22 protein-coding genes are annotated in these 21,191 nt (G+C 55.4%); 21 read left to right on the top strand and 1 reads right to left on the bottom strand.

Annotated elements, in window-relative coordinates:
* Nucleotides 1–22: 22 nt before the first annotated feature.
* The 21 genes from C8N30_RS01085 to C8N30_RS00985 all read left to right on the top strand — a co-directional run bounded on the left by C8N30_RS01085 (nt 23) and on the right by C8N30_RS00985 (nt 19,395).
* Nucleotides 23–1,279, top strand: a complete 1,257-nt coding sequence (locus C8N30_RS01085; protein WP_025062644.1) for an NADH-quinone oxidoreductase subunit E — start codon at nt 23–25, stop codon at nt 1,277–1,279.
* A 37-nt stretch (nt 1,280–1,316) separates the two neighbouring features.
* Nucleotides 1,317–2,258: a hypothetical protein gene (locus C8N30_RS19540; protein ID WP_025062643.1), complete on the top strand. Its 942-nt coding sequence runs from the start codon at nt 1,317–1,319 to the stop codon at nt 2,256–2,258.
* Nucleotides 2,259–2,273: 15 nt separating this feature from the next.
* Entirely contained in the window at nt 2,274–2,498 is a 225-nt protein-coding gene (locus C8N30_RS01075; RefSeq protein WP_025062642.1) for a DUF5337 family protein, read from the top strand.
* Between the two features lie 5 nt (nt 2,499–2,503).
* Nucleotides 2,504–3,802: an NADH-quinone oxidoreductase subunit NuoF gene (nuoF, locus tag C8N30_RS01070; RefSeq protein ID WP_025062641.1), complete on the top strand. Its 1,299-nt coding sequence runs from the start codon at nt 2,504–2,506 to the stop codon at nt 3,800–3,802.
* Between the two features lie 3 nt (nt 3,803–3,805).
* Complete coding sequence (locus tag C8N30_RS01065) at nt 3,806–4,105, top strand: hypothetical protein (RefSeq protein ID WP_025062640.1); 300 nt, start codon at nt 3,806–3,808, stop codon at nt 4,103–4,105.
* Nucleotides 4,106–4,357: 252 nt separating this feature from the next.
* Nucleotides 4,358–4,597 carry a hypothetical protein gene (locus C8N30_RS01060; RefSeq protein WP_025062639.1) on the top strand — a complete coding sequence of 80 codons (240 nt, stop codon included), beginning with the start codon at nt 4,358–4,360 and terminating at the stop codon, nt 4,595–4,597.
* Nucleotides 4,598–4,688: 91 nt separating this feature from the next.
* Nucleotides 4,689–5,021: a hypothetical protein gene (locus C8N30_RS01055; protein ID WP_025062638.1), complete on the top strand. Its 333-nt coding sequence runs from the start codon at nt 4,689–4,691 to the stop codon at nt 5,019–5,021.
* Between the two features lie 116 nt (nt 5,022–5,137).
* The gene (locus C8N30_RS01050) at nt 5,138–5,539 is read left to right on the top strand and encodes a DUF5333 domain-containing protein (protein WP_025062637.1); all 402 of its coding nucleotides are present in this window, start codon (nt 5,138–5,140) and stop codon (nt 5,537–5,539) included.
* A gap of 4 nt (nt 5,540–5,543) precedes the next feature.
* Complete coding sequence (nuoG, locus tag C8N30_RS01045; protein WP_025062636.1) at nt 5,544–7,559, top strand: NADH-quinone oxidoreductase subunit NuoG; 2,016 nt, start codon at nt 5,544–5,546, stop codon at nt 7,557–7,559.
* A 23-nt stretch (nt 7,560–7,582) separates the two neighbouring features.
* Nucleotides 7,583–7,939, top strand: a complete 357-nt coding sequence (locus C8N30_RS01040) for a hypothetical protein (protein ID WP_037967939.1) — start codon at nt 7,583–7,585, stop codon at nt 7,937–7,939.
* 6 nt (nt 7,940–7,945) lie between these two features.
* Nucleotides 7,946–8,986 carry an NADH-quinone oxidoreductase subunit NuoH gene (gene nuoH, locus C8N30_RS01035; RefSeq protein WP_025062634.1) on the top strand — a complete coding sequence of 347 codons (1,041 nt, stop codon included), beginning with the start codon at nt 7,946–7,948 and terminating at the stop codon, nt 8,984–8,986.
* Nucleotide 8,987: 1 nt separating this feature from the next.
* Nucleotides 8,988–9,476, top strand: coding sequence for an NADH-quinone oxidoreductase subunit NuoI (nuoI, locus tag C8N30_RS01030; protein ID WP_025062633.1), 489 nt, complete (start codon nt 8,988–8,990; stop codon nt 9,474–9,476).
* Entirely contained in the window at nt 9,473–9,895 is a 423-nt protein-coding gene (locus tag C8N30_RS01025) for a carboxymuconolactone decarboxylase family protein (protein WP_025062632.1), read from the top strand. Before nuoI ends, C8N30_RS01025 begins: the two co-directional genes overlap by 4 nt.
* A complete protein-coding gene (locus tag C8N30_RS01020; RefSeq protein WP_025062631.1) occupies nt 9,892–10,494 on the top strand; it encodes an NADH-quinone oxidoreductase subunit J in 603 nt (200 codons plus the stop codon). The genes C8N30_RS01025 and C8N30_RS01020 overlap by 4 nt, the downstream gene beginning before the upstream one ends.
* 255 nt (nt 10,495–10,749) lie before the next feature.
* Nucleotides 10,750–11,055 (top strand): NADH-quinone oxidoreductase subunit NuoK, encoded by a 306-nt coding sequence (gene nuoK / locus C8N30_RS01015; RefSeq protein WP_025062630.1) that lies wholly within the window; start codon nt 10,750–10,752, stop codon nt 11,053–11,055.
* A 4-nt stretch (nt 11,056–11,059) separates the two neighbouring features.
* Nucleotides 11,060–13,156 (top strand): NADH-quinone oxidoreductase subunit L, encoded by a 2,097-nt coding sequence (nuoL, locus tag C8N30_RS01010; protein WP_025062629.1) that lies wholly within the window; start codon nt 11,060–11,062, stop codon nt 13,154–13,156.
* Nucleotides 13,156–14,718, top strand: coding sequence for an NADH-quinone oxidoreductase subunit M (locus C8N30_RS01005; RefSeq protein WP_025062628.1), 1,563 nt, complete (start codon nt 13,156–13,158; stop codon nt 14,716–14,718). Before nuoL ends, C8N30_RS01005 begins: the two co-directional genes overlap by 1 nt.
* A 10-nt stretch (nt 14,719–14,728) precedes the next feature.
* The gene (gene nuoN / locus C8N30_RS01000) at nt 14,729–16,168 is read left to right on the top strand and encodes an NADH-quinone oxidoreductase subunit NuoN (protein WP_025062627.1); all 1,440 of its coding nucleotides are present in this window, start codon (nt 14,729–14,731) and stop codon (nt 16,166–16,168) included.
* 28 nt (nt 16,169–16,196) lie between these two features.
* Nucleotides 16,197–16,931 carry a biotin--[acetyl-CoA-carboxylase] ligase gene (locus tag C8N30_RS00995; protein WP_025062626.1) on the top strand — a complete coding sequence of 245 codons (735 nt, stop codon included), beginning with the start codon at nt 16,197–16,199 and terminating at the stop codon, nt 16,929–16,931.
* Between the two features lie 20 nt (nt 16,932–16,951).
* On the top strand, nt 16,952–17,731 hold the full coding sequence (locus C8N30_RS00990; RefSeq protein WP_025062625.1) for a type III pantothenate kinase: 780 nt from the start codon (nt 16,952–16,954) through the stop codon (nt 17,729–17,731).
* A complete protein-coding gene (locus C8N30_RS00985; protein WP_025062624.1) occupies nt 17,728–19,395 on the top strand; it encodes a ribonuclease J in 1,668 nt (555 codons plus the stop codon). Before C8N30_RS00990 ends, C8N30_RS00985 begins: the two co-directional genes overlap by 4 nt.
* Before the next feature lie 82 nt (nt 19,396–19,477).
* Here C8N30_RS00985 and C8N30_RS00980 read toward each other — a convergent pair whose 3' ends face one another.
* Entirely contained in the window at nt 19,478–21,130 is a 1,653-nt protein-coding gene (locus C8N30_RS00980) for a DEAD/DEAH box helicase (protein ID WP_025062623.1), read from the bottom strand.
* Nucleotides 21,131–21,191: the final 61 nt, after the last annotated feature.

The raw sequence follows: 21,191 nt of genomic DNA, 5'->3' as shown, positions 1-21,191 counted from the left end.
TAAAGCGCAAGGAAACCAGAATATGTTGCGTAGATTACACCCCGACCAGCCCGAAGCGTTTGCCTTTACCCCAGCCAATCAGGCATGGGCCGAAGCGCAGATAACCAAATATCCAGAAGGCCGGCAGGCGTCGGCGATTATCCCGCTTTTGTGGCGTGCGCAGGAGCAGGAAGGCTGGCTCTCCCGTCCGGCGATCGAACATGTGTCAGAGATGTTGGGGCTGGCCTATATTCGCGGGCTTGAGGTGGCGACGTTCTATTTCATGTTCCAACTTCAACCCGTTGGGTCGATTGCGCATATTCAGGTCTGTGGCACCACGTCATGCATGATTTGCGGTGCTGAAGATCTGATCGGTATCTGCAAGGAAAAGATCGCACCGCGAGCACATCAGTTGTCGGCTGACGGCAAGTTCTCGTGGGAAGAGGTCGAATGTCTGGGGGCGTGTTCGAACGCGCCGATGGCCCAGATCGGCAAAGATTATTACGAGGATTTGACCGCCGAGCGGTTCACAGAGATGCTGGACGAACTGGCGGCGGGCAAGGTGCCGGTGCCAGGGCCGCAAAACGGCCGCTATGCCTCTGAACCTTTGAGCGGTTTGAGCTCGCTCACGGATCACGCAAGTGGCAGAACGCAGTATAACGCCAGCGTCAAGCTAGCCACTGATATCGGAGACACGGTTAAGCGGATTGACGGAACCGAAGTGCCATTGCTTGCACCGTGGCAGGGTAAGACGGCCAGTAAGGGCAAAAAGCCCACAGCCAAGGCCGAACGTGATGATATGATGCCGCCCGCCGGACCGGACGGGGCACAGGGCGGACGTACCAAGGCAGAAAGTGCCGCGAACCGTAGTCGTGGCGCGGCATCTGATGGTGTCTCGGAAGCTGAAGGCGAAGCGCCGGGCGCAAAATCAATGGCGAAACCAAAACGGGGCGATGTAGCCCCCAATAGCGAGCCGCTGATCAACGCCCAGTCGGGCGTTGCACCCGCAGGCAAAAAGCCACGGACCATGAGTGCACCGCGCAAGTCTGGGGCTGATGACCTCAAGCTGATCAAGGGCGTAGGTCCCAAGCTCGAAAATCTATTGAATACGATGGGTTTTTTCCATTTTGACCAAATCGCGAAATGGGGGCAAGATGAGCTTGCTTGGGTTGACCAGAATCTTGAGGGATTCAAGGGGCGCGCATCGCGCGATAGCTGGGTAGACCAAGCAGGGCGGCTTGCGAGGGGGGAGGAGACTGAATTCTCCGCGAAGGCCGGTAAAGACGGGCGTTCTAACTAGCGCGCACCATAATCCATCTGGGGGATAGATTTAGACCATGGCTTCGAAACAAAATAACACAGAGTGTATGATTACCTGTTGGGGGGTTGCCGGCGTTGCGGGTGTGATGGCGATGGTTCTGCTGTATTGGATGGCCGGATTTGACGCGTTGCAGGCAATTTTCACCGGCGGTCTGATCGGGACGGTTCTGGGATTACTGCTTATTTTTACCGTCTGTTCGTCGCAGACATCTGCGCAAGATCTTGCATCGGAAGATAAGCCGGCAACGCGCTATGCCGCACAGTCCGCAGAGGAGGAGGCGGAGAATGCAACATCTCATGCCACAGCACACGCTGTTGCGCCCGCCACGGCTGACGATGCACTGCCTGCCGGTGTTGTTGCAGGAACGGCTGGCACAGAGGCAGGAACAGCAGGTGTAAAGCCAGGTTCAGCAGGTGAGACAACAGGGGTTTCCGCAAACGCGACCAGCAAGGCAACCACCGTTGGCGGCCCCGAAGCTGGGACAATCGCTGCGGATGCGGTGGATACAACCGCGCCTGAAGGCAACTGGTCAGGTGTTCACTCAACCCCTTCAGGTGTCATGAGTACACCCGCAGCGGAAGCCAAGGCTGTCAAAGCGGGGAAAGCCCCTAAGGTTGCGAAAGCGCCGAGGGCAGATAAAGCGTCAAAAGCACCTAAGGCTGCCGTCGCTCTAGAGAGTGATACAAAGCCAGCGGTTTTGCTAACCTCGGCGCGGGCCGAGGGTGCGGATGACCTGAAACTGATCAGCGGTGTTGGTCCCAAATTAGAGCAGACGCTGAATGATCTGGGGGTGTACCATTTCGATCAGGTCGCCAAGTTCAAGAAGAAAGACATCGCCTGGGTAGATGCGCGCCTACGCTTCAAAGGCCGGATCGAACGAGACGATTGGATGTCTCAGGCCAAGGTTCTGGCAAAAGGCGGGGAAACCGCGTTTTCCAAAGGTAAGAACAAAAGTTAGTGTGAGGGGCCGCTCGTGACCAAACAGAATGACAAACTGTCACGGGACGGGCGGCGCCTTGCCTTGGTAAGTGTGTTGTGCGCCTTCGCGTTTATCGCGATCGAGGCGGCAGGGACGATCTATGGATGGTCCAACCAGACAATGGGCCTGCTGGAGCTTGGCATTGCTGCCGTGTTCCTGTGGGTGTTTATACAAGCATTCAGAATGTGGCGGTTACGCCAATCTGAGAAAGACGGATGAGTACAATGTTGCAGGACAAAGACCGCATTTTCACCAATATCTACGGTATGCATGACCGCACTCTGAGGGGCGCGCAATCGCGCGGTCATTGGGATGGCACAGCCGCGATCATTAAAAAGGGCCGCGACTGGATCATCGACGAGATGAAGGCATCCGGCCTGCGAGGCCGTGGCGGCGCGGGGTTCCCGACCGGTCTAAAATGGTCTTTCATGCCCAAAGAAAGCGATGGCCGCCCTTCCTATCTGGTCGTGAATGCGGACGAGAGTGAGCCGGGTACGTGTAAAGACCGCGAGATCATGCGTCACGATCCGCACACATTGATTGAGGGCTGTCTAATTGCATCCTTCGCGATGAATGCGAAGGCCTGCTATATTTATATCCGCGGTGAATACATTCGCGAAAAGGAAGCTCTGCAAGCAGCCATCGACGAGGCCTATGAGGCGGGTCTTGTCGGTAAAAACGCTGCGAAGTCAGGCTGGGATTTTGACATCTACCTGCATCACGGTGCGGGGGCGTATATTTGCGGCGAAGAGACTGCCTTGCTCGAGTCGCTCGAGGGAAAAAAGGGCATGCCGCGGATGAAGCCGCCGTTTCCGGCGGGTGCGGGCCTTTATGGCTGTCCGACCACTGTAAACAACGTCGAGAGCATTGCTGTTGTCCCAACGATCCTTCGCCGTGGTGGCGCATGGTTTGCAGGTTTTGGGCGGCCTAATAATACCGGTACAAAGCTGTTTGCCATCTCGGGGCATGTGAACAATCCCTGCGTTGTCGAGGAAGCGATGAGCATTTCTTTTGAGGAATTGATCGAGAAGCATTGCGGCGGGATCAGAGGCGGCTGGGACAACCTCAAGGCGGTAATTCCGGGTGGCTCGTCGGTGCCAATGGTGCCTGGCAAGGCGATGCGCGGCGCGACTATGGATTTTGATTATTTGCGCAACGAGCTGCAATCCGGTCTCGGGACAGCAGCGGTCATTGTCATGGACCAGAAAACGGATGTGATCAAAGCGATCTGGCGTCTGGCAAAGTTCTACAAGCATGAGAGCTGTGGACAGTGCACGCCTTGCCGCGAAGGCACAGGCTGGATGATGCGTGTGATGGAGCGTCTGGTTAAGGGCGATGCCGAGCCGGAAGAGATCGACATGTTGCTTGACGTGACAAAGCAGGTTGAGGGCCACACAATTTGCGCCCTTGGTGATGCGGCAGCTTGGCCTATTCAGGGTCTGATCCGTCACTTCCGTGGCGATATTGAAGATCGAATTGCCCATAAGCGCAGCGCCAGCGTCACGCCGGTTGCGGCGGAATAAAAAGTGTTTCTCGAAGCTCTAAATTTCATCGCAATCCCTTTGGTGATTGCGGTGATTGAATGCGCCATATTTGCGGTTGTACTTGGTAAAGCGGGATTGCCACGCTGGACCGCTGTGTTTCCGTTTGTGCCTGTGGCCTGTCTTGTTGGGATATATCTCGCCGGTGGCTGGATCGCCTTCTACGAGGTGCTGGGGCCTATCCCGTTGGTTATCCCGATTTACCAGCTTTTGATGGTGCTGATTGGCTTCATTCCTCTCTTTATTCTGGCGACGGTACGTTGGCCCTCTGTGTTATCACGCTAGGGCGTGGTTAGCTTCATTCGTCTGAAGTTGTAGCTTTAATATGTCGGTGAGGTTTGGCAGGGTGAGTGCGCTGCGGGACGCGAACGTGCCGTAGGGTAACGTCGCTACCTGAAGCCCCCGCAAAGTCTTTTGTTTTGTGGTTCTCTTGTCTGACTCTTCCAGATTGACGCGCTGGTTTTCGCGCTCTTGCAGGGGTATGACCGCCTGACATAGCCCCGATTGATACGCGCGGGGGAGTGGAAGGGGAGATTAATGGGTTTTTTTCGCAATATATGGGATGGTTTGCTGAGCTTGGGGGCGTTTATACTGACGCTGGTCGTCTTTGGCGCGCCTGCATGGGCCACATTTACGGCGGTAACAGGAGGTCTGGTTACGGCGTGGGTTTACGTTCCTTTGGTGGGAATGCTGTACGTAGGTCTCAATCTGGCCATAGCGTTGTTGCGCAAAGCACTGGACGGGGTGGCCCCCCTGCGTGATCGCAAACGAAACTGACACAAGAAGCGCTGGCCCTGACTGCATATTTGCGCAATATAGGCGCTAAGATCTGGAAATAACCGCACGAAGCTGTGTGGAGGAGACGGTGATGAAGATATTGACGGGTATGGTGCTTTGTGCGGGGCTGCTTGGGGCATGTACATCGTCGGAGGACCGCATTTATTTTGATGGTCAGATCTTTAACGCCAAGTTGCGCAAGGTCGAGCGTCAGCGCGATGTCTTTACCGTCACGGTAAAGCCGGTGTCGCGGTCGCTGGAGGGTGCCCTTGAGGCAGGGCGCTATGAGGCGACGGTGCACTGCGTTAATTCGTTTGGCAGTTCCGATGTTATCTGGACGGCAGGCCCCGATGCGCCGCAATCCCAACTTAATATCACGAATGATACGTTGCTGTTGCAGGGACGTTGTCCCAACGCCCTTTAAAGAGATCACCATGGGAGCGATACCGACCTGGGACATGCCATGTTATTGCATAGCAACCGGCTACCCCACACATGCACACAAGGGCAAAAGCCCCGCTAGCATTTGAGGAGAGTACCATGCGCCATTTCATTCTTACGGTCAGTTTGATTGCCTTATCCACCGGCGCGGCGATCGCCAAGCCGCCGCTGCGTGATGTCGCACGTATTGATAATGCGGTTTTTGATGTTGCCGTTGCAGATCAGATACGCAAGAAGTGCCCCCAGATGGCACCCCGGCTGATCACCGCCTTGTCTTTATACCGCGAGACACGCAAACTCGCACGCGAACTGGGTTATTCCAACGACGAGATAGAGGCCTATGCCGACTCGGATATGGAAAAGGCAAGGATGCGGGCCAAGGGCGAGGCATATATGCGGGCCAATGGTGTTGTGATCTCGGACCCGCAAAGTTATTGCGCGCTCGGGCGCAAAGAGATTCAAAAAGCGAGCCGGATCGGCTCTATGCTAAGAGAAAAGTGATATCATGAGTGACATTCGCAAGATCATCATCGACGGTAAAGAAGTTGAAGCCGAAGGGGCGATGACGCTCATTCAGGCGTGCGAGCAGGCAGGCGTCGAAGTGCCGCGTTTTTGCTATCACGAGCGACTGACGATAGCGGGCAACTGCCGGATGTGTCTTGTGGAAGTCGTGGGTGGCCCGCCCAAGCCTGCCGCCTCCTGCGCGATGCAGGTGCGTGATTTGCGCCCCGGTCCCGAAGGCCAGCCACCGGTCGTCAAAACCAATTCGCCTATGGTCAAAAAGGCGCGCGAAGGCGTGATGGAATTCCTGCTGATCAACCATCCCCTTGATTGCCCGATCTGCGATCAGGGCGGCGAATGTGATTTGCAGGATCAGGCGATGGCTTATGGCGTGGATTTTTCCCGCTATCGTGAACCAAAGCGCGCAAGCACGGACCTCGATCTGGGTCCATTGGTCGAGACGCATATGACACGGTGTATCTCTTGCACGCGCTGCGTACGGTTTACCACCGAAGTTGCGGGCATCCACCAGATGGGCCAGACAGGGCGCGGCGAGGACAGCGAGATTACCGCCTATCTCGGCGAAACTCTGGACAGCAATCTGCAGGGCAACATTATCGACTTGTGTCCGGTAGGCGCGTTGGTCTCCAAGCCTTACGCATTTACTGCGCGCCCTTGGGAGTTGAGCAAGACTGAGTCGATTGATGTTATGGACGCCCTTGGCTCAAACATCCGCGTCGATACAAAAGGTCGCGAAGTGATGCGCTTCCTGCCGCTCAACCATGATGGTGTGAACGAGGAATGGATTTCCGATAAAACCCGTTTTGTCTGGGATGGCCTGCGCAAGCAGCGGTTGGACACACCTTATATCCGCGAGAACGGTAAGCTACGGAAGGCCGAGTGGCCCGAAGCGCTGGCTGCTGCGGCTGCTGCGATGAAGGGTAAGAAGCTGGGCGGTCTGGTTGGCGATCTGGCCAGCGTCGAAGCGGCGTTTGCTCTGAAGCAGATGATAGAGGGACTCGGCGGTGTCGTTGAGTGCCGCACGGACGGCGCAAAGCTGCCAGCGGGCAACCGCTCCGCCTATGTCGGAACAGCGGCAATTGAAGACATTGACGCCGCGCAGAAGATTTTGCTGATAGGCACAAATCCAGCCGTAGAAGCGCCTGTGCTGAATGCGCGCATCCGCAAGGCATGGTCACGTGGCGCAGATGTGAGCCTGGTGGGTGAGGCGGCGAACCTTACCTATGAATACGAGCATATGGGCACGGACCGTGCTGCGTTATCGCATCTGCTCGACCTTGATATGGCGTCCATGGCAGAGAAAAATGTTCTTGTTATCGTGGGACAGGGTGCACTGGCGTCCGAGGATGGCGCGGCCGTTCTGGCGACTGTGCAGGCAGTTTGTGATAAATCAGGTGCCAAGCTGTTGGTTCTTCACACAGCGGCGGGGCGTGTGGGTGCAATGGATGTCGATGCCACGGCAGCGGGCGGTATCGCAGATGTGCTGGCCGCCGAGGTGATCTATAACATGGGCGCCGACGAGGGCGACATTCCGGCAGGACCGTTCGTCATTTATCAGGGCTCGCATGGTGATCGCGGAGCACATCGCGCAGATATCATCTTGCCGGCAGCTGCCTATACCGAAGAGGGCGGTCTGTTCGTCAATACAGAAGGGCGGCCCCAGTTGGCACAGCGCGCCGGTTTTGCACCGGGGCAGGCCAAAGAAAACTGGGCGATTCTGCGCGCGTTGAGCGCAGAGACTGGTGCGGCATTGCCGTTCGACTCACTTGCTGCGCTGCGCAAGGCGTTGGTTAAAGCGCACAAGCATCTGGGTCAGGTCGATGTCGTCGCTGAAAACGGATGGACACTGGAGCCTGTAGGCAAGATGTCGGATGCACCTTTTACCAATGCAATCAGCGATTTCTACCTGACGAATCCGATTGCACGCGCCTCGAGCCTGATGGCGGAACTGTCAGCGAATGCAAAAGCGCGTCGTATGGAGGCGTTGGCGGCAGAGTGAAGCGGGCAGGGTGGATAGGGGTGATGGCACTGTGTGCATGTACCCCGGCGATCCCCACAGCTGAGGATTTTATCCCTGAATACAAAGGGGTGGAGACTGTGCTGCTGGACGGTGATCTGGTGCAGTTCAATGTGGCAATGACCAAGGCAATGGCCTCTGAAAATGTGGCGGCTTACGCTGAATGTGCTGCTGCGCAGTACACGTTGATACGCGGCTACGGTTTTGCACGTCATGTCCGTACAAATGTGGCAATTGAGGGTGGCGTTTGGCGGGCCGATGCTGTTTACACGATCTCGCCGAGCCTGCCATCAGGCTTGAAGACTATTGATGCCGAGGTGGTTACGCAAAACTGCCGCGAAAAAGGCATCCCGACGGTGTGAGGACCTATGGCTGACTTCTTTTTTAACACCACACTGGGGATGATCCTTCTGATCGTCGGTCAGATTTTCCTTGTTGTGATTCCCTTGCTCGTTGCGCTGGCGTTCCTGATGTATCTGGACCGCAAGATCTGGGCCTCGGTCCAGCTGCGGCGTGGCCCGAACGTGGTTGGCGTTTACGGCCTGCTGCAGTCATTCGCGGATTTCGGAAAATACATCGTGAAGGAGATCGTAGTTCCTGCGGGTGCGGATCGTCCGGTGTTCTTCCTCGCCCCGATGGTGAGCCTTGTTATGGCGCTAGTCGCTTGGGCGGTTATTCCATTCAATGACGGCTGGGTCCTGTCGGATATCAACGTGGCAATTCTGTTTGTCTTCGCGGTCTCCTCGCTGGAGGTATACGGCGTGATCATGGGTGGTTGGGCGTCCAACTCCAAATACCCCTTCCTCGGGTCGCTTCGCTCGGCGGCGCAAATGATTTCATATGAGGTGTCCATCGGTCTGATTATCATCGGTGTGATTATCTCTACCGGTTCGATGAACTTCAGCGGGATCGTGGAAGCACAAAAAAGCGACTATGGCTTGCTGAGCTGGTATTGGCTGCCGCATTTCCCGATGTTGATCCTGTTCTTCATCTCTGCTTTGGCCGAAACAAACCGCCCACCGTTTGACCTTCCCGAAGCGGAATCAGAACTGGTTGCGGGCTATCAGGTTGAATACTCTTCGACGCCCTTCCTCCTGTTTATGATCGGTGAGTTGGTTGCGGTGGTGCTTATGTGCGCGCTGATCTCGCTCATGTTCTTTGGTGGCTGGCTGTCGCCTGTACCTGGCCTCCCGGACGGCATCTTCTGGATGATTGCGAAGATGGGTATCGTGTTCTTCTTCTTCTCGCTAATCAAAGCGATCACACCGCGCTACCGCTATGACCAGTTGATGCGTCTTGGCTGGAAAGTGTTCCTGCCGTTCTCGCTATTCTGGGTTGTTTTCGTAGCTTTCGCCGCAAAGTTTGAATGGTTCTGGGGCATCTATGCCCGTTATACGGTAGGAGGCTGATATGACTGATTATACCCGCCACGCGAAATACTTCCTGTTGCAGGATTTCTACCAAGGCATGAAGCTGGGCATTAAATATATGTTCAAGCCGAAGGCGACGATCAACTACCCGCATGAAAAGGGGCCACTATCCCCGCGGTTTCGTGGCGAGCACGCATTGCGCCGCTATGCCAACGGCGAGGAGCGCTGCATTGCGTGTAAATTGTGCGAGGCCGTATGTCCGGCACAGGCGATCACGATTGATGCGGAACCGCGCGAAGATGGCTCCCGCCGCACGACGCGCTATGACATCGACATGACGAAATGTATCTATTGCGGTTTCTGTCAGGAAGCCTGCCCAGTGGATGCGATTGTCGAAGGGCCTAACTTCGAGTTCTCCACCGAGACACGCGAAGAGCTGTATTACGACAAAAGCAAGCTTCTAGAGAACGGCGACCGCTGGGAATCTGAGATTGCACGTAACCTCGAGATGGATGCACCCTACCGATGACCGATAAAAACCCATGGGAAGATATGATGCGTCAGGCGCAGGAAATGGCAAAGGCCTTTCCTGCTATGGATGCGTTTACGCCTAAAGGGTTTGAATCGATGCTGGGTATGATGCCCAAAGACATGATGGAAACGTTTTTTGGCAATCGGCTCAATCCTGACGGGCTTGATGCAAAGACGCGGTTGCTCCTGACGCTGGCGGGGCTGACCATGCAGGGTGCGCAGAACGAAATTGCGATACGTCAGACCGTGCGTCACGCGATGGAAGCAGGCGCGCACAAGCAACAAATCATCGAGACAATAGGCCAGATGGCGCTGTTTGCCGGTATTCCGGCGATGCAGAAAGCAACAGCAGTTGCACAGCCGGTGCTGGACGAGATGTCGGCCGCGGCGAACACGAATAAGGAAGGTGACGCATGAGCGTTTTTGCATTTTATCTTTTTGCGGTGAGTGTGATCGCAGGTGGGCTGTTCACGGTGATTAGCCGCAATCCGGTGCATTCTGTTCTATGGCTTATCCTGTCGTTCTTGTCCGCTGCCGGCCTGTTCGTCCTTCTGGGGGCCGAGTTTGTAGCCATGCTTTTGATTATTGTCTACGTGGGTGCGGTTGCGGTGCTGTTCCTGTTTGTCGTGATGATGCTCGACATCGACTTTGCCGAGCTCAAGGCCGAGATGGCGAAATATATGCCGCTGGCCCTGTTGATCGGTCTGGTTATTCTGATGCAGTTTGTAATGGCCTTTGGCGCGTGGGAAGCAAACACCGCAGCGGAAGGTCTGCGTCAGCAGGTGACAGACCCCGACGTGATGAACACGCAAGCTCTCGGCATGATCCTTTATGATGAATACTTTTTGCTGTTCCAGCTGTCGGGCCTGATCCTTCTCACCGCAATGATCGGTGCGATCGTCCTTACGCTTCGCCACCGCAAGGATGTTAAGCGTCAGGACGTGGTTGCACAGATGATGCGCGATCCGGCCAAGGCGATGAAGCTTACGGATGTAAAACCGGGGCAGGGACTGTAAATTACCAGTTTCGTACCGATCCGGTGCGGAGTTTTTGAAAATATTCCGGGCTCGTTTCAGTATTTGAACCTAGGTAGAAGCCGGAAAATGCAAGGAAGAATGACGATGTCACGTAATTTGCTGGTCGCCCTTATTGTAGTTCTGATCATTGTGCTTGGCGGCTATAGCTTCATGTGAAATACGCGGCGCCATTACGCCACTGGCGCTGATTGACGACGACGCCCTGAACATCGGGCGAGAAAACTGAGGGACGACATGATCGGACTGGAACATTATCTGACGGTGGCGGCAACGCTGTTCGTCATTGGCATCTTCGGGCTCTTTTTGAACCGCAAGAACGTGATCATCCTGCTGATGAGTATTGAATTGATGCTGCTTGCGGTGAACATCAACCTTGTCGCATTTTCCAGTTTTCTCGGAGACATGGTTGGACAGGTGTTCACGCTGTTTGTCCTCACAGTAGCCGCGGCTGAAGCTGCGATCGGCCTTGCGATCCTTGTCTGCTTCTTCCGGAACCGCGGCACTATCGCCGTGGAAGACGTCAACGTGATGAAGGGCTGAGGAAATGGAACTTACACTGCTCTTTGCACCGCTGGTCTGTTCGCTTTTGTGCGGTTTTGGTTGGAAGATCTTTGGCGAAAATGCGGCCTGTACAATTGCAACCGCAGGTTTGTTTCTGTCTGCAATTTTGAGCTGGATCGTTTTTCTAACTTTTGACGGAACGACGGAGACCATCCAGATCCTGCGCTTTATCGAGAGCGGGTCACTGTCTACGGATTGGTCCATCCGGATGGACCGTCTGACCACGATTATGCTGATCGTCATCACAACAGTCTCGAGCCTCGTGCACCTCTATTCCTTCGGCTACATGGCCCATGACGAGAATTTTGGTGAAGGCGTGAGCTATAAGCCGCGCTTCTTTGCTTACCTGTCCTTCTTTACATTCGCGATGTTGATGCTCGTGACGTCAGACAATCTGGTCCAGATGTTCTTTGGCTGGGAAGGGGTGGGCGTTGCCTCCTATCTTCTCATCGGGTTTTATTACAAAAAGCCTTCCGCGAACGCTGCCGCGATCAAGGCATTTGTGGTAAACCGCGTTGGCGACTTTGGCTTTGCGCTCGGGATCTTTGCTATCTTCATGCTGACGGACAGCATCAAATTCGACGATATATTTGCCGCTGTGCCGCAGCTCGCCGAACAGTCGATCACCTTCCTCTGGACCGAGTGGAATGCGGCCAATCTGATTGCATTCCTTCTGTTTGTTGGTGCGATGGGTAAGTCGGCCCAACTGTTTCTGCATACATGGTTGCCGGACGCGATGGAGGGGCCGACCCCTGTATCCGCGCTGATCCACGCCGCGACGATGGTTACTGCGGGTGTTTTCCTTGTGTGCCGCATGTCACCGTTGATGGAATACGCGCCTGAAGCGATGATGTTTGTTACGTTCCTTGGCGCGACCACAGCGTTTGTGGCGGCGACCATCGGTCTGGTACAGAACGACATCAAGCGCGTGATTGCGTATTCAACCATGTCCCAGCTTGGTTACATGTTCGTGGCTGCTGGTGTCGGCATGTACTCTGCCGCGATGTTCCACTTGCTGACGCATGCATTTTTTAAGGCGATGCTGTTCCTTGGGGCAGGGTCGGTCATTCATGCAATGCACCACGAGCAGGATATGCGTAATTACGGCGGCCTGCGTAAGAAGATCCCCGTGACCTTCGCGGCAATGATGATAGGTACGCTGGCAATCACCGGTGTCGGTATTCCGCTCACGCATTTCGGTTTTGCGGGTTTCCTGTCAAAAGATGCGATCATTGAGAGCGCGTGGGGCGGCGGTGCGATGTACGCCTTCTGGATGCTGGTGATCGCTGCTGCCATGACTTCTTTCTACTCCTGGCGCTTGATCTTCCTCACGTTCTTTGGCGAGGCGCGCGGCGACAAGCACACGCACGAGCATGCACACGAGAGCCCTATGGTTATGTTGATTCCGTTGGGTGTGCTGGCGATCGGTGCGATCTTCTCGGGTATGATTTTCTACAAAAGTTTCTTTGGCTCTGCCGAGTATGTTGGCAAATTCTACGGTATTCCGGTGGTAGAAATGGCGGCGGATGGCGAAGGAACCGTTGACGGGGCAGAGGAAAGCCATGCTGCAGCAGGTTCTGAGGATCATGAAGGCGCGCATCACGGTGCCAGCTTTGCAGGGAAACCGGGTGAGGGGGCACTTCATTTCGCGCCGGATAACACAGTGCTGGAGGATGCGCACAGCGCGCCAAAGTGGGTCAAGGTCAGCCCGTTTATCGCAATGCTGTTCGGCTTTGTCATGGCCATGTGGTTCTACATCTGGAACCCGAGCCTGCCTTCACGTCTGGCCATCCAGCAAAAGCCGCTTTACCAGTTTTTCCTGAATAAATGGTATTTCGACGAGATTTACGGCTTTATCTTTGTGCAACCTGCTAAAGCGATTGGCCGCTTCTTGTGGAAACGCGGCGATGGCGATGTGATTGACGGTGGCTTGAACGGCCTCGCTATGGGAATTATCCCCTTCTTCACACGGCTTAGTGGCAAGGCTCAGTCGGGATATATCTTTACATACGCCTTCGCCATGGTGATCGGAATTGCGGTTCTGGTGACTTGGATGACGATGAGCGGAGGAGCGAACTGATGGAAAATAATCTGTTGTCCATCGTGACGTTTATTCCTGCATTCGCGGCGTTGATATTGGGCGTGTTCCTGCGCGGTGAAGATGAGGCCGCGCAACGGAACGCCAAATGGCTGGCTCTCTTTGCCACGACAATGACATTCATCGCATCTGTCGTGATGTACTCACAGTTCGACAGCGCGAATACGGGTTTTCAGTTGGTGGACGAGGCCGATTGGCTGCTTGGCCTTAAGTACCGCGTCGGTGTTGACGGTATATCGATCCTGTTTGTGATGCTGACCACGTTTATGATGCCGCTGGTGATCGCGGCGTCATGGGATGTGAGCACCCGCGTTAAGGAATACATGATCGCGTTCCTGATCCTCGAGACATTGATGATCGGCGTATTCGTATCGCTCGATCTGATCCTGTTCTACCTGTTCTTTGAGGCAAGCCTGATCCCGATGTTCTTGATCATCGGCATCTGGGGCGGTGCAAACCGGATCTATGCCAGCTTCAAATTCTTCCTCTACACCTTCTTTGGCTCGGTTCTGATGCTGGTGGCAATGGTAGCCATGTTTGCGGATGCCGGCACGACCTGCATCGGCGGCTGCACGATTAGTTTGATTACACATAGCTTTGGGTCAGAGACATTCAGCGTCATGGGCTTCCAGATCGTCGGCGGTATGCAAACGCTGATGTTCCTCGCTTTCTTTGCCAGCTTTGCGGTCAAGATGCCGATGTGGCCAGTGCACACATGGCTTCCGGATGCGCATGTTCAGGCACCAACGGCGGGCTCCGTGGTTCTAGCGGCGATCCTGCTCAAGATGGGCGGTTACGGCTTTCTGCGCTTTTCACTGCCGATGTTTCCGGTGGGTTCCGAAGTAGTCGGCCCAGTGATCCTTTGGATGTCTGCTATTGCGATTGTCTATACATCGCTGGTGGCCCTGGTGCAGGACGATATGAAAAAGTTGATCGCGTATTCTTCTGTGGCGCACATGGGTTTCGTGACGATGGGTATCTTCTCGACCAACCAGCAAGGCTTGGATGGCGCGATTTTCCAGATGATTAGCCACGGATTTATCTCTGGCGCGCTGTTTCTGGCAGTGGGCGTTATCTATGACCGCATGCACACCCGCGAGATTGATGCATACGGTGGTCTGGTAAACCGGATGCCGGTGTATGCGATGCTGTTTATGCTGTTCACGATGGCAAACGTGGGCTTGCCGGGCACGTCAGGCTTTGTGGGTGAATTCCTGACGCTGATGGCTGTTTTTCAGGTCAATACGTGGGTTGCTGCGGTTGCAACTACAGGTGTCATCTTTTCGGCTGCTTATGCGCTGTGGCTTTACCGTCGCGTGGTGATGGGTGATCTGATCAAGGAAAGCCTAAAGGCCATCACCGATATGAATGCCCGCGAGAAATGGATCTTTGCCCCGCTGGTGGTAATGACGCTACTTCTGGGTGTTTATCCCGCGCTTATTCTTGATGTAATAGGGCCGTCCGTTGCGGCACTGGTTGAAAATTATGATACGGCAGTTGCCGCAGCGCAGGCTGTGACACAATCTGCCGAAGCCCTGAATTGAGGCGAAAGAAATGACTGACGATATCCTTGTGATCCTGCCCGAAATTATCCTTGCGTTAAGTGCGATTGCGGCACTGATGGTCGGTGCTTACGGTGGGCAGGACAAACTGGCGCGGCCCATTCTGTGGGGCATTTCTGCGGCGTTGATTGTGGTTGCCCTGATGGTCGCAGGAACATCCGGCACAACGGTCCGTGCGTTTGACGGGATGTTTGTGAATGACGGATTTGCGCGGTTTGCCAAGGTTGTGATACTCGTTTCGGCAGCCTGCGTCCTGTTCATGTCAGAAGGTTATATGAACAAGCGTGGCTTGTTGCGGTTCGAATATCCCATTCTGGTTGCGCTCAGCGCTGTCGGCATGATGGTGATGGTCTCTGCCGGAGACCTTATGGCGCTTTATATGGGGCTCGAGCTTCAGTCGCTAGCGCTATATGTTGTGGCCTCGCTGCGCCGCGATAGTGTCAAATCTACCGAAGCTGGTCTGAAGTATTTTGTCCTTGGCGCGCTTTCATCCGGTTTGCTGCTCTACGGTGCGTCGCTGGTCTACGGCTATGCCGGAACAACGCAGTTTGCGGGGATTATTACGGTAGCTCAGGCTGGCAATATGTCGATCGGCATGCTTTTCGGCATTGTGTTCCTGATTTCGGGCATGGCGTTCAAAGTGTCAGCGGTGCCTTTCCACATGTGGACACCGGACGTCTATGAAGGGTCGCCAACTCCGATTACGGCATTTTTCGCAACTGCGCCAAAGGTTGCGGCGATGGGGCTTTTCGCGCGCGTGTTGCATGATGCGTTTGGTAATGCAGTAGGGGACTGGCAGCAGATCATCGCGCTTTTGTCTGTCCTGTCGATGTTCCTCGGAGCGATTGCAGCAATCGGGCAGACAAATATCAAACGGCTAATGGCCTACTCGTCGATTGCGCATATGGGCTATGCCCTGATGGGATTGGCAGCGGGAACTGCGTTCGGCGTGCAGGCGATGCTGATTTATATGGCGATTTATGTCACCATGAACGTTGGTGTATTCGCATTTATCCTGCTGATGGAAAAAGATGGCCAGCCCGTTACCGAGATCTCGTCGCTCAATATGTATTCGCGGAACAATCCGGGCCGAGCGCTCACGCTGCTGGTGCTGATGTTTAGTTTGGCTGGTGTGCCGCCGTTCCTCGGATTTTTTGGTAAGCTTTATGTCTGGCGTGCAGCACTCGAAGCTGACCTTGCATGGTTGGTGATTGCAAGTGCGGTGGCCTCTGCGATTGGTGCCTATTACTATCTTCGGATCGTCTTCTTCATGTATTTCGGTGAGGATAAATCCGATGCGTTGGACAACAACCGCGGTGGCATCCTTGGCGGCTTTCTAGTGGCTTCTGCGGTGATCATGGTGGTGGGCATTATCAATATGTTCGGCGTCGAAGGTGCGGCAGGTCTGGCGGCAGCGACCCTTGTTAACTAATGGCATTCATGGCTGAGGTCGGTTCGTCATGAGCGAATGGCCTTCGGGCTACAGCCGGCATGTTTTTGACAGCCTTGATTCCACATTGTCCGAGGCGGCACGCATGGCGCCGACACTCACAGGTCCCGCGTGGATTTTGGCCCTTGAGCAGACGGCAGCACGGGGCCGGCGCGGGCGTGCGTGGTCCACACCGCGTGGTAACTTTGCCGGAACCCTGATTATGCAACGAACGGGCACACCCGCAGATGCTGCATTGCGCAGCTTTGTGGCCAGCCTTGCGCTGCGCGAAGCCTTCGTTGCGGTAACAGGTCAGGAGGCAGCGTTTGCTCTCAAGTGGCCAAATGACGTTTTGCTGGGCGGTGGTAAAGTGGCCGGCATCCTGCTGGAAACAGTGGGAAGCGCGCTGGTGATAGGCATTGGTGTTAATCTTGCTCATGCGCCATCGGCGGCGCAGGTAGAACCGGGGGCGGTAACACCGGTGAGTGTGCTGGCCGAAACAGGGATCAGTGTGGCGCCTGACATGTTTCTTGATGTCCTTGCGTGCGCTTATGCGCGGCTTGAGGATCAGTTTGCGACTTACGGGTTTGCCCCGATCCGGATTGCCTGGCTTGAGCATGCGGCGCGCAAGGGGGAGGTGGTTACCGCCCGCACAATGCGTGACGAGACTGTTGGCGTCTTTGAGGATGTGGATGCAAACGGTAACCTCGTGCTTATGACGGCGAAAGGCCGCGTGGCGATCACTGCGGCAGATGTTTATTTCTGATTTACGAGGGAGGGCGTTCGATGCTCCTGGCGATTGACTGCGGCAATACCAATACGGTCTTTTCCATTTGGGATGGATCCGAATTTATTGCCACATGGCGCACGGCGACCGATTGGAAGCGCACAGCGGACCAGTATTATGTCTGGCTCAGCACATTGCTGAAGTTGCGTGGCATAGAGGCGGACATATCGGATGTAATCATATCATCCACCGTTCCGCGTGTCGTTTGGAACCTTCGGGTGCTGTCGGATCGTTATTTCAACACGCGGCCCCTTGTCGTGGGTAAGCCCGAATGCACACTGCCGGTGGATGTGCGGGTAGATGCGGGCACTGCGGTCGGACCGGACAGGTTGGTGAACACTGTGGCCGGTTATGACCTCTACGGTGGAGATCTTATCATCGTGGATTTTGGGACTGCGACAACATTCGATGTTTCCGATAGCGATGGGGCATATATCGGTGGTGTGATCGCGCCCGGCGTAAACCTAAGCTTGGAAGCACTGCACAATGCTGCCGCCGCGTTGCCGCATATCGACATAAGCCAACCGGCCCATGTGGTGGGCACGAATACTGTGGCCTGTATGCAATCGGGCGTATTCTGGGGTTACATCGGCCTCGTGCGTGAGATATGTGCGCGGATAAAGGCGGAGCGTGGGCGCGAGATGCGTGTGATCTCCACTGGCGGGCTAGCCCCGCTGTTTCAACAGGCAGAAGCCCTGTTTGACGAATATCAAGATGATTTGACGATGCACGGCCTGACCGTGATACATAAATATAACAAGGAATTAGTGAGCGAATGAGCACTGAAAGATTAATCTACCTTCCCCTCGGTGGGGCAGGCGAAATTGGCATGAATGCCTATGTCTACGGCTACGGTAAACCCGGTAAGGAGCGGCTCATCGTTGTCGACCTTGGCGTGGCATTCCCAGACATGGACACTTCTCCGGGCGTTGACCTCATCATTGCCGATATCGACTGGCTGGTGAAACGAAAGACGCAGATCGAGGCGATTTTTGTCACCCATGCCCATGAGGACCACGTAGGCGGAATTGCCCATACCTACGACCGCCTGCAAGCGCCAATTTATGCGCGCAAGTTTACGGCCAATATTGCCCGTCGCAAGATGGCCGAATATAACCACCCTGAGGACGCAGTAACGATCGTGGGTACTTTCCCGCATCAGGTTGACGCAGGTCCGTTCAAGGTGGGTTTCCAGCCGATCTCGCACTCGATTCCCGAAAGCTCTGCATTGATCATCGACACGCCAGCAGGCCGGATCGTGCACTCGGGTGATTTCAAAGTCGACCTTACGCCCGGCGTGGGTGAGCCATTTGATCCCGCTGCCTTCGAGGCGATCGCCAAGGATGGTATCAAGGCGCTGGTCTGCGACAGTACAAATGTCTTCAGCCCGGAGGCAGGTCGCTCTGAAGCGACATTGCCTGACGCCATCACCGAGCTGGTGTCGGGTGCTAAAGGCATGGTTGTGGCAACGACATTCGCCTCTAATGTGGCCCGTGTGAAAACACTTGCTGTTGCGGGTGCCAAGGCTGGCCGTTCTGTCGTGCTTTTGGGACGTGCAATGAAGCGGATGGTAGAAGCTTCGGTCGAGGCAGGCGTGCTGACAGACTTCCCGCCGACGATCAGCCCCGAACAGGCGCGTGACGTTCCACGCGAGAATTTGTTGTTGCTGGTAACCGGATCACAAGGCGAACGCCGTGCAGCCTCTGCGCAGCTGGCCCGTGGCAAATATATGGGCCTGACGATGCAGGAGGGGGACATGTTCCTCTTTTCGTCAAAGACCATTCCAGGCAACGAGCGTGGCGTTATCCGCATCATGAACCAGTTTTCAGAAATTGGCGTTGATGTGGTCGATGACAGCTCGGGCAAGTATCACGTTTCTGGCCATGCAAACCGTCCCGATATCGAGACACTGCACGATCTGTTGAAACCACAAGCCGTGATTCCGATGCATGGCGAGCACCGTCACCTGCGCGAGCACGTGAAGATCGCCAATAGCAAAGGCTACACCGGTGTTATGGCAGTCAACGGAATGATGATCGACCTGTCTGGCAATGCGCCCAAGGTTGCGGAGTATGTAGAGACGGGACGTACTTATCTGGACGGCTCTGTGCAGGTTGGCGCGCTTGACGGTGTGGTACGTGACCGTATCCGCATGGCGCTAAACGGGCATATGACGATCACTGTGCTTATGGACGAGCAGGACGAGCCGTTGGGCGATCCTTGGGTCGATACTATGGGTCTGCCGGAAATGGGTGTGAGTAAGGCGGCGCTTATTGATGTCGTCGAACAGGATCTGAGCCAGTGGCTCGGCCGTGCCGGTGCAAAAACCATGCGCGACGACAAGGCGCTTGATGAGGGTCTGCGCAAGGTCGCACGCCAGTCCGCACAAAATGAAATCGGCAAAAAGCCGGAAGTCACCGTTGTGGTCAGCCGCTTGAGCTGACCCCTCGGAGGTTTATTGCTTCCCGTAAATAAAGAAAGCCCCGCATGACTTGCGGGGCTTTTTTTCGTTTTATTTTTCTGACTTAGTCTTTTGGGCGGTCTGCAAAGCTCAGCTCGATAAACGTGGGGATATGATCCCCCAAACCGACCACAGTGTTGCCGCCGCGATCATTATTGCTGTTATTGCTGCGCCCACCGCGGCTGCGGGAGGCGCGGCGATCGGAAGTATCAGCGTCCTTCTCGGTATCAGGCTTGGGCGATTGCGCTTGTGGCGCGGTCTGCTTGGGCGCTGTATCGGTCTGGGGCTTTTGTGCCTCCATAGGCGCTTCCATAGCGCGCGAATTGGCTTTTGGCGGTGCTGACCTGCGCGTGTTCGGGGCAGGCGCATCTGCCGCTGCGGGTGCATCACCTTCTTGAGCCTTTTGTGACGTGGGTGCGTCGGCCTTGGTCGCATCAGAGGGCTTGCGGCTGCGCGAGCGGGTGCGCTTTGGCTTGTCGCCGGCTTTGTCCGCACCTTTGTCTTCTACCTTGTGAGCGGACTTTGCCTCCTCGCGGGGTTCGGACGGCTCCGCTGTCGGGGCGTCACCACCAAGCGGGTTCTCGAGGCGCGGGATTGTCTTTTGCACAAGGCGCTCGACATCCTCAAAGTTTTTCTCGTCGCGCGGGACGCATATCATGATCGCTTTGCCATCACGGCCGGCACGACCCGTGCGTCCAATGCGGTGAACGTAATCCTCCGCATGACTTGGCACGTCAAAGTTGAATACATGGCTTACCGAAGGAACGTCCAGTCCGCGGGCCGCAACATCGGATGCTATCAGGAATTTGAGTGTGCCAGCACGAAACCCGTCGAGTGTTTTTGTGCGCTGGCTTTGATCGAGATCGCCGTGGATCGGTGCCGCGTCATAACCGTTTTTCTTGAGGGATTTGGCAACGGCGTCCACGTCCATCTTGCGGTTACAAAATATGATGGCGTTTGTGCATTTATCGCCCTCGGCATCGATCAGCGCACGCAAAACGTTTTGTTTTTCTGCGGCTTCACGATCCTTGCGCGAGGCTTTGAACATCAGCACCCCTTGGGTGATCGTTTCGGAGGTGGTCGCTTGACGCGCCATCTCGATCCGCTCGGGGTTGCTCAGGAAAGTGTTCGTGATCCGCTCGATTTCGGGGGCCATCGTGGCGGAGAAGAACAGCGTCTGGCGGGTGAAGGGTGTGAGACCGAATATCCGCTCGATGTCAGGGATGAAACCCATGTCCAGCATGCGGTCGGCTTCGTCTACAACCATGACTTTAACATCAGTAAGGATCAGTTTGCCGCGCTCATGGTGGTCTAGCAGGCGGCCCGGTGTCGCGATAAGAACGTCCACGCCTTTGTCGATTAGCTTGTCTTGTTCCTTGAACGAGACGCCGCCGATAAGCAGTGCCTTTGTCAGCTTTGTGTACTTGGCGTAGGTCTCGAAATTCTCGGCAACCTGCGCGGCCAGTTCCCGTGTGGGGCACAACACAAGGCTGCGCGGCATCCGTGCGCGTGCGCGGCCCCGGGCCAGCATAGTGATCATAGGCAGTGTGAAGCTGGCTGTTTTGCCGGTGCCGGTTTGGGCGATACCCAGAACGTCACGTCCGGCGAGGGCGGGAGGAATTGCTCCTGCCTGAATCGGTGTCGGTGTATCGTAACCCGCTTCTTCGATGGCTTTCAGAACCTTCGGGTTCAGACTCAAATCAGAAAATTTTATCATGTGTATCCGTTAGTTGCGGACACTTATACGGCCCGCGGCAGCATCTATGACGGCCCGATTG

Source organism: Sulfitobacter guttiformis, from assembly GCF_003610455.1.
Classification (GTDB): Bacteria; Pseudomonadota; Alphaproteobacteria; order Rhodobacterales; family Rhodobacteraceae; genus Sulfitobacter; species Sulfitobacter guttiformis.
The sequence above is the reverse complement of the archived record's forward strand: the minus strand, read 5'-3'. Positions and strand labels throughout refer to the sequence as shown.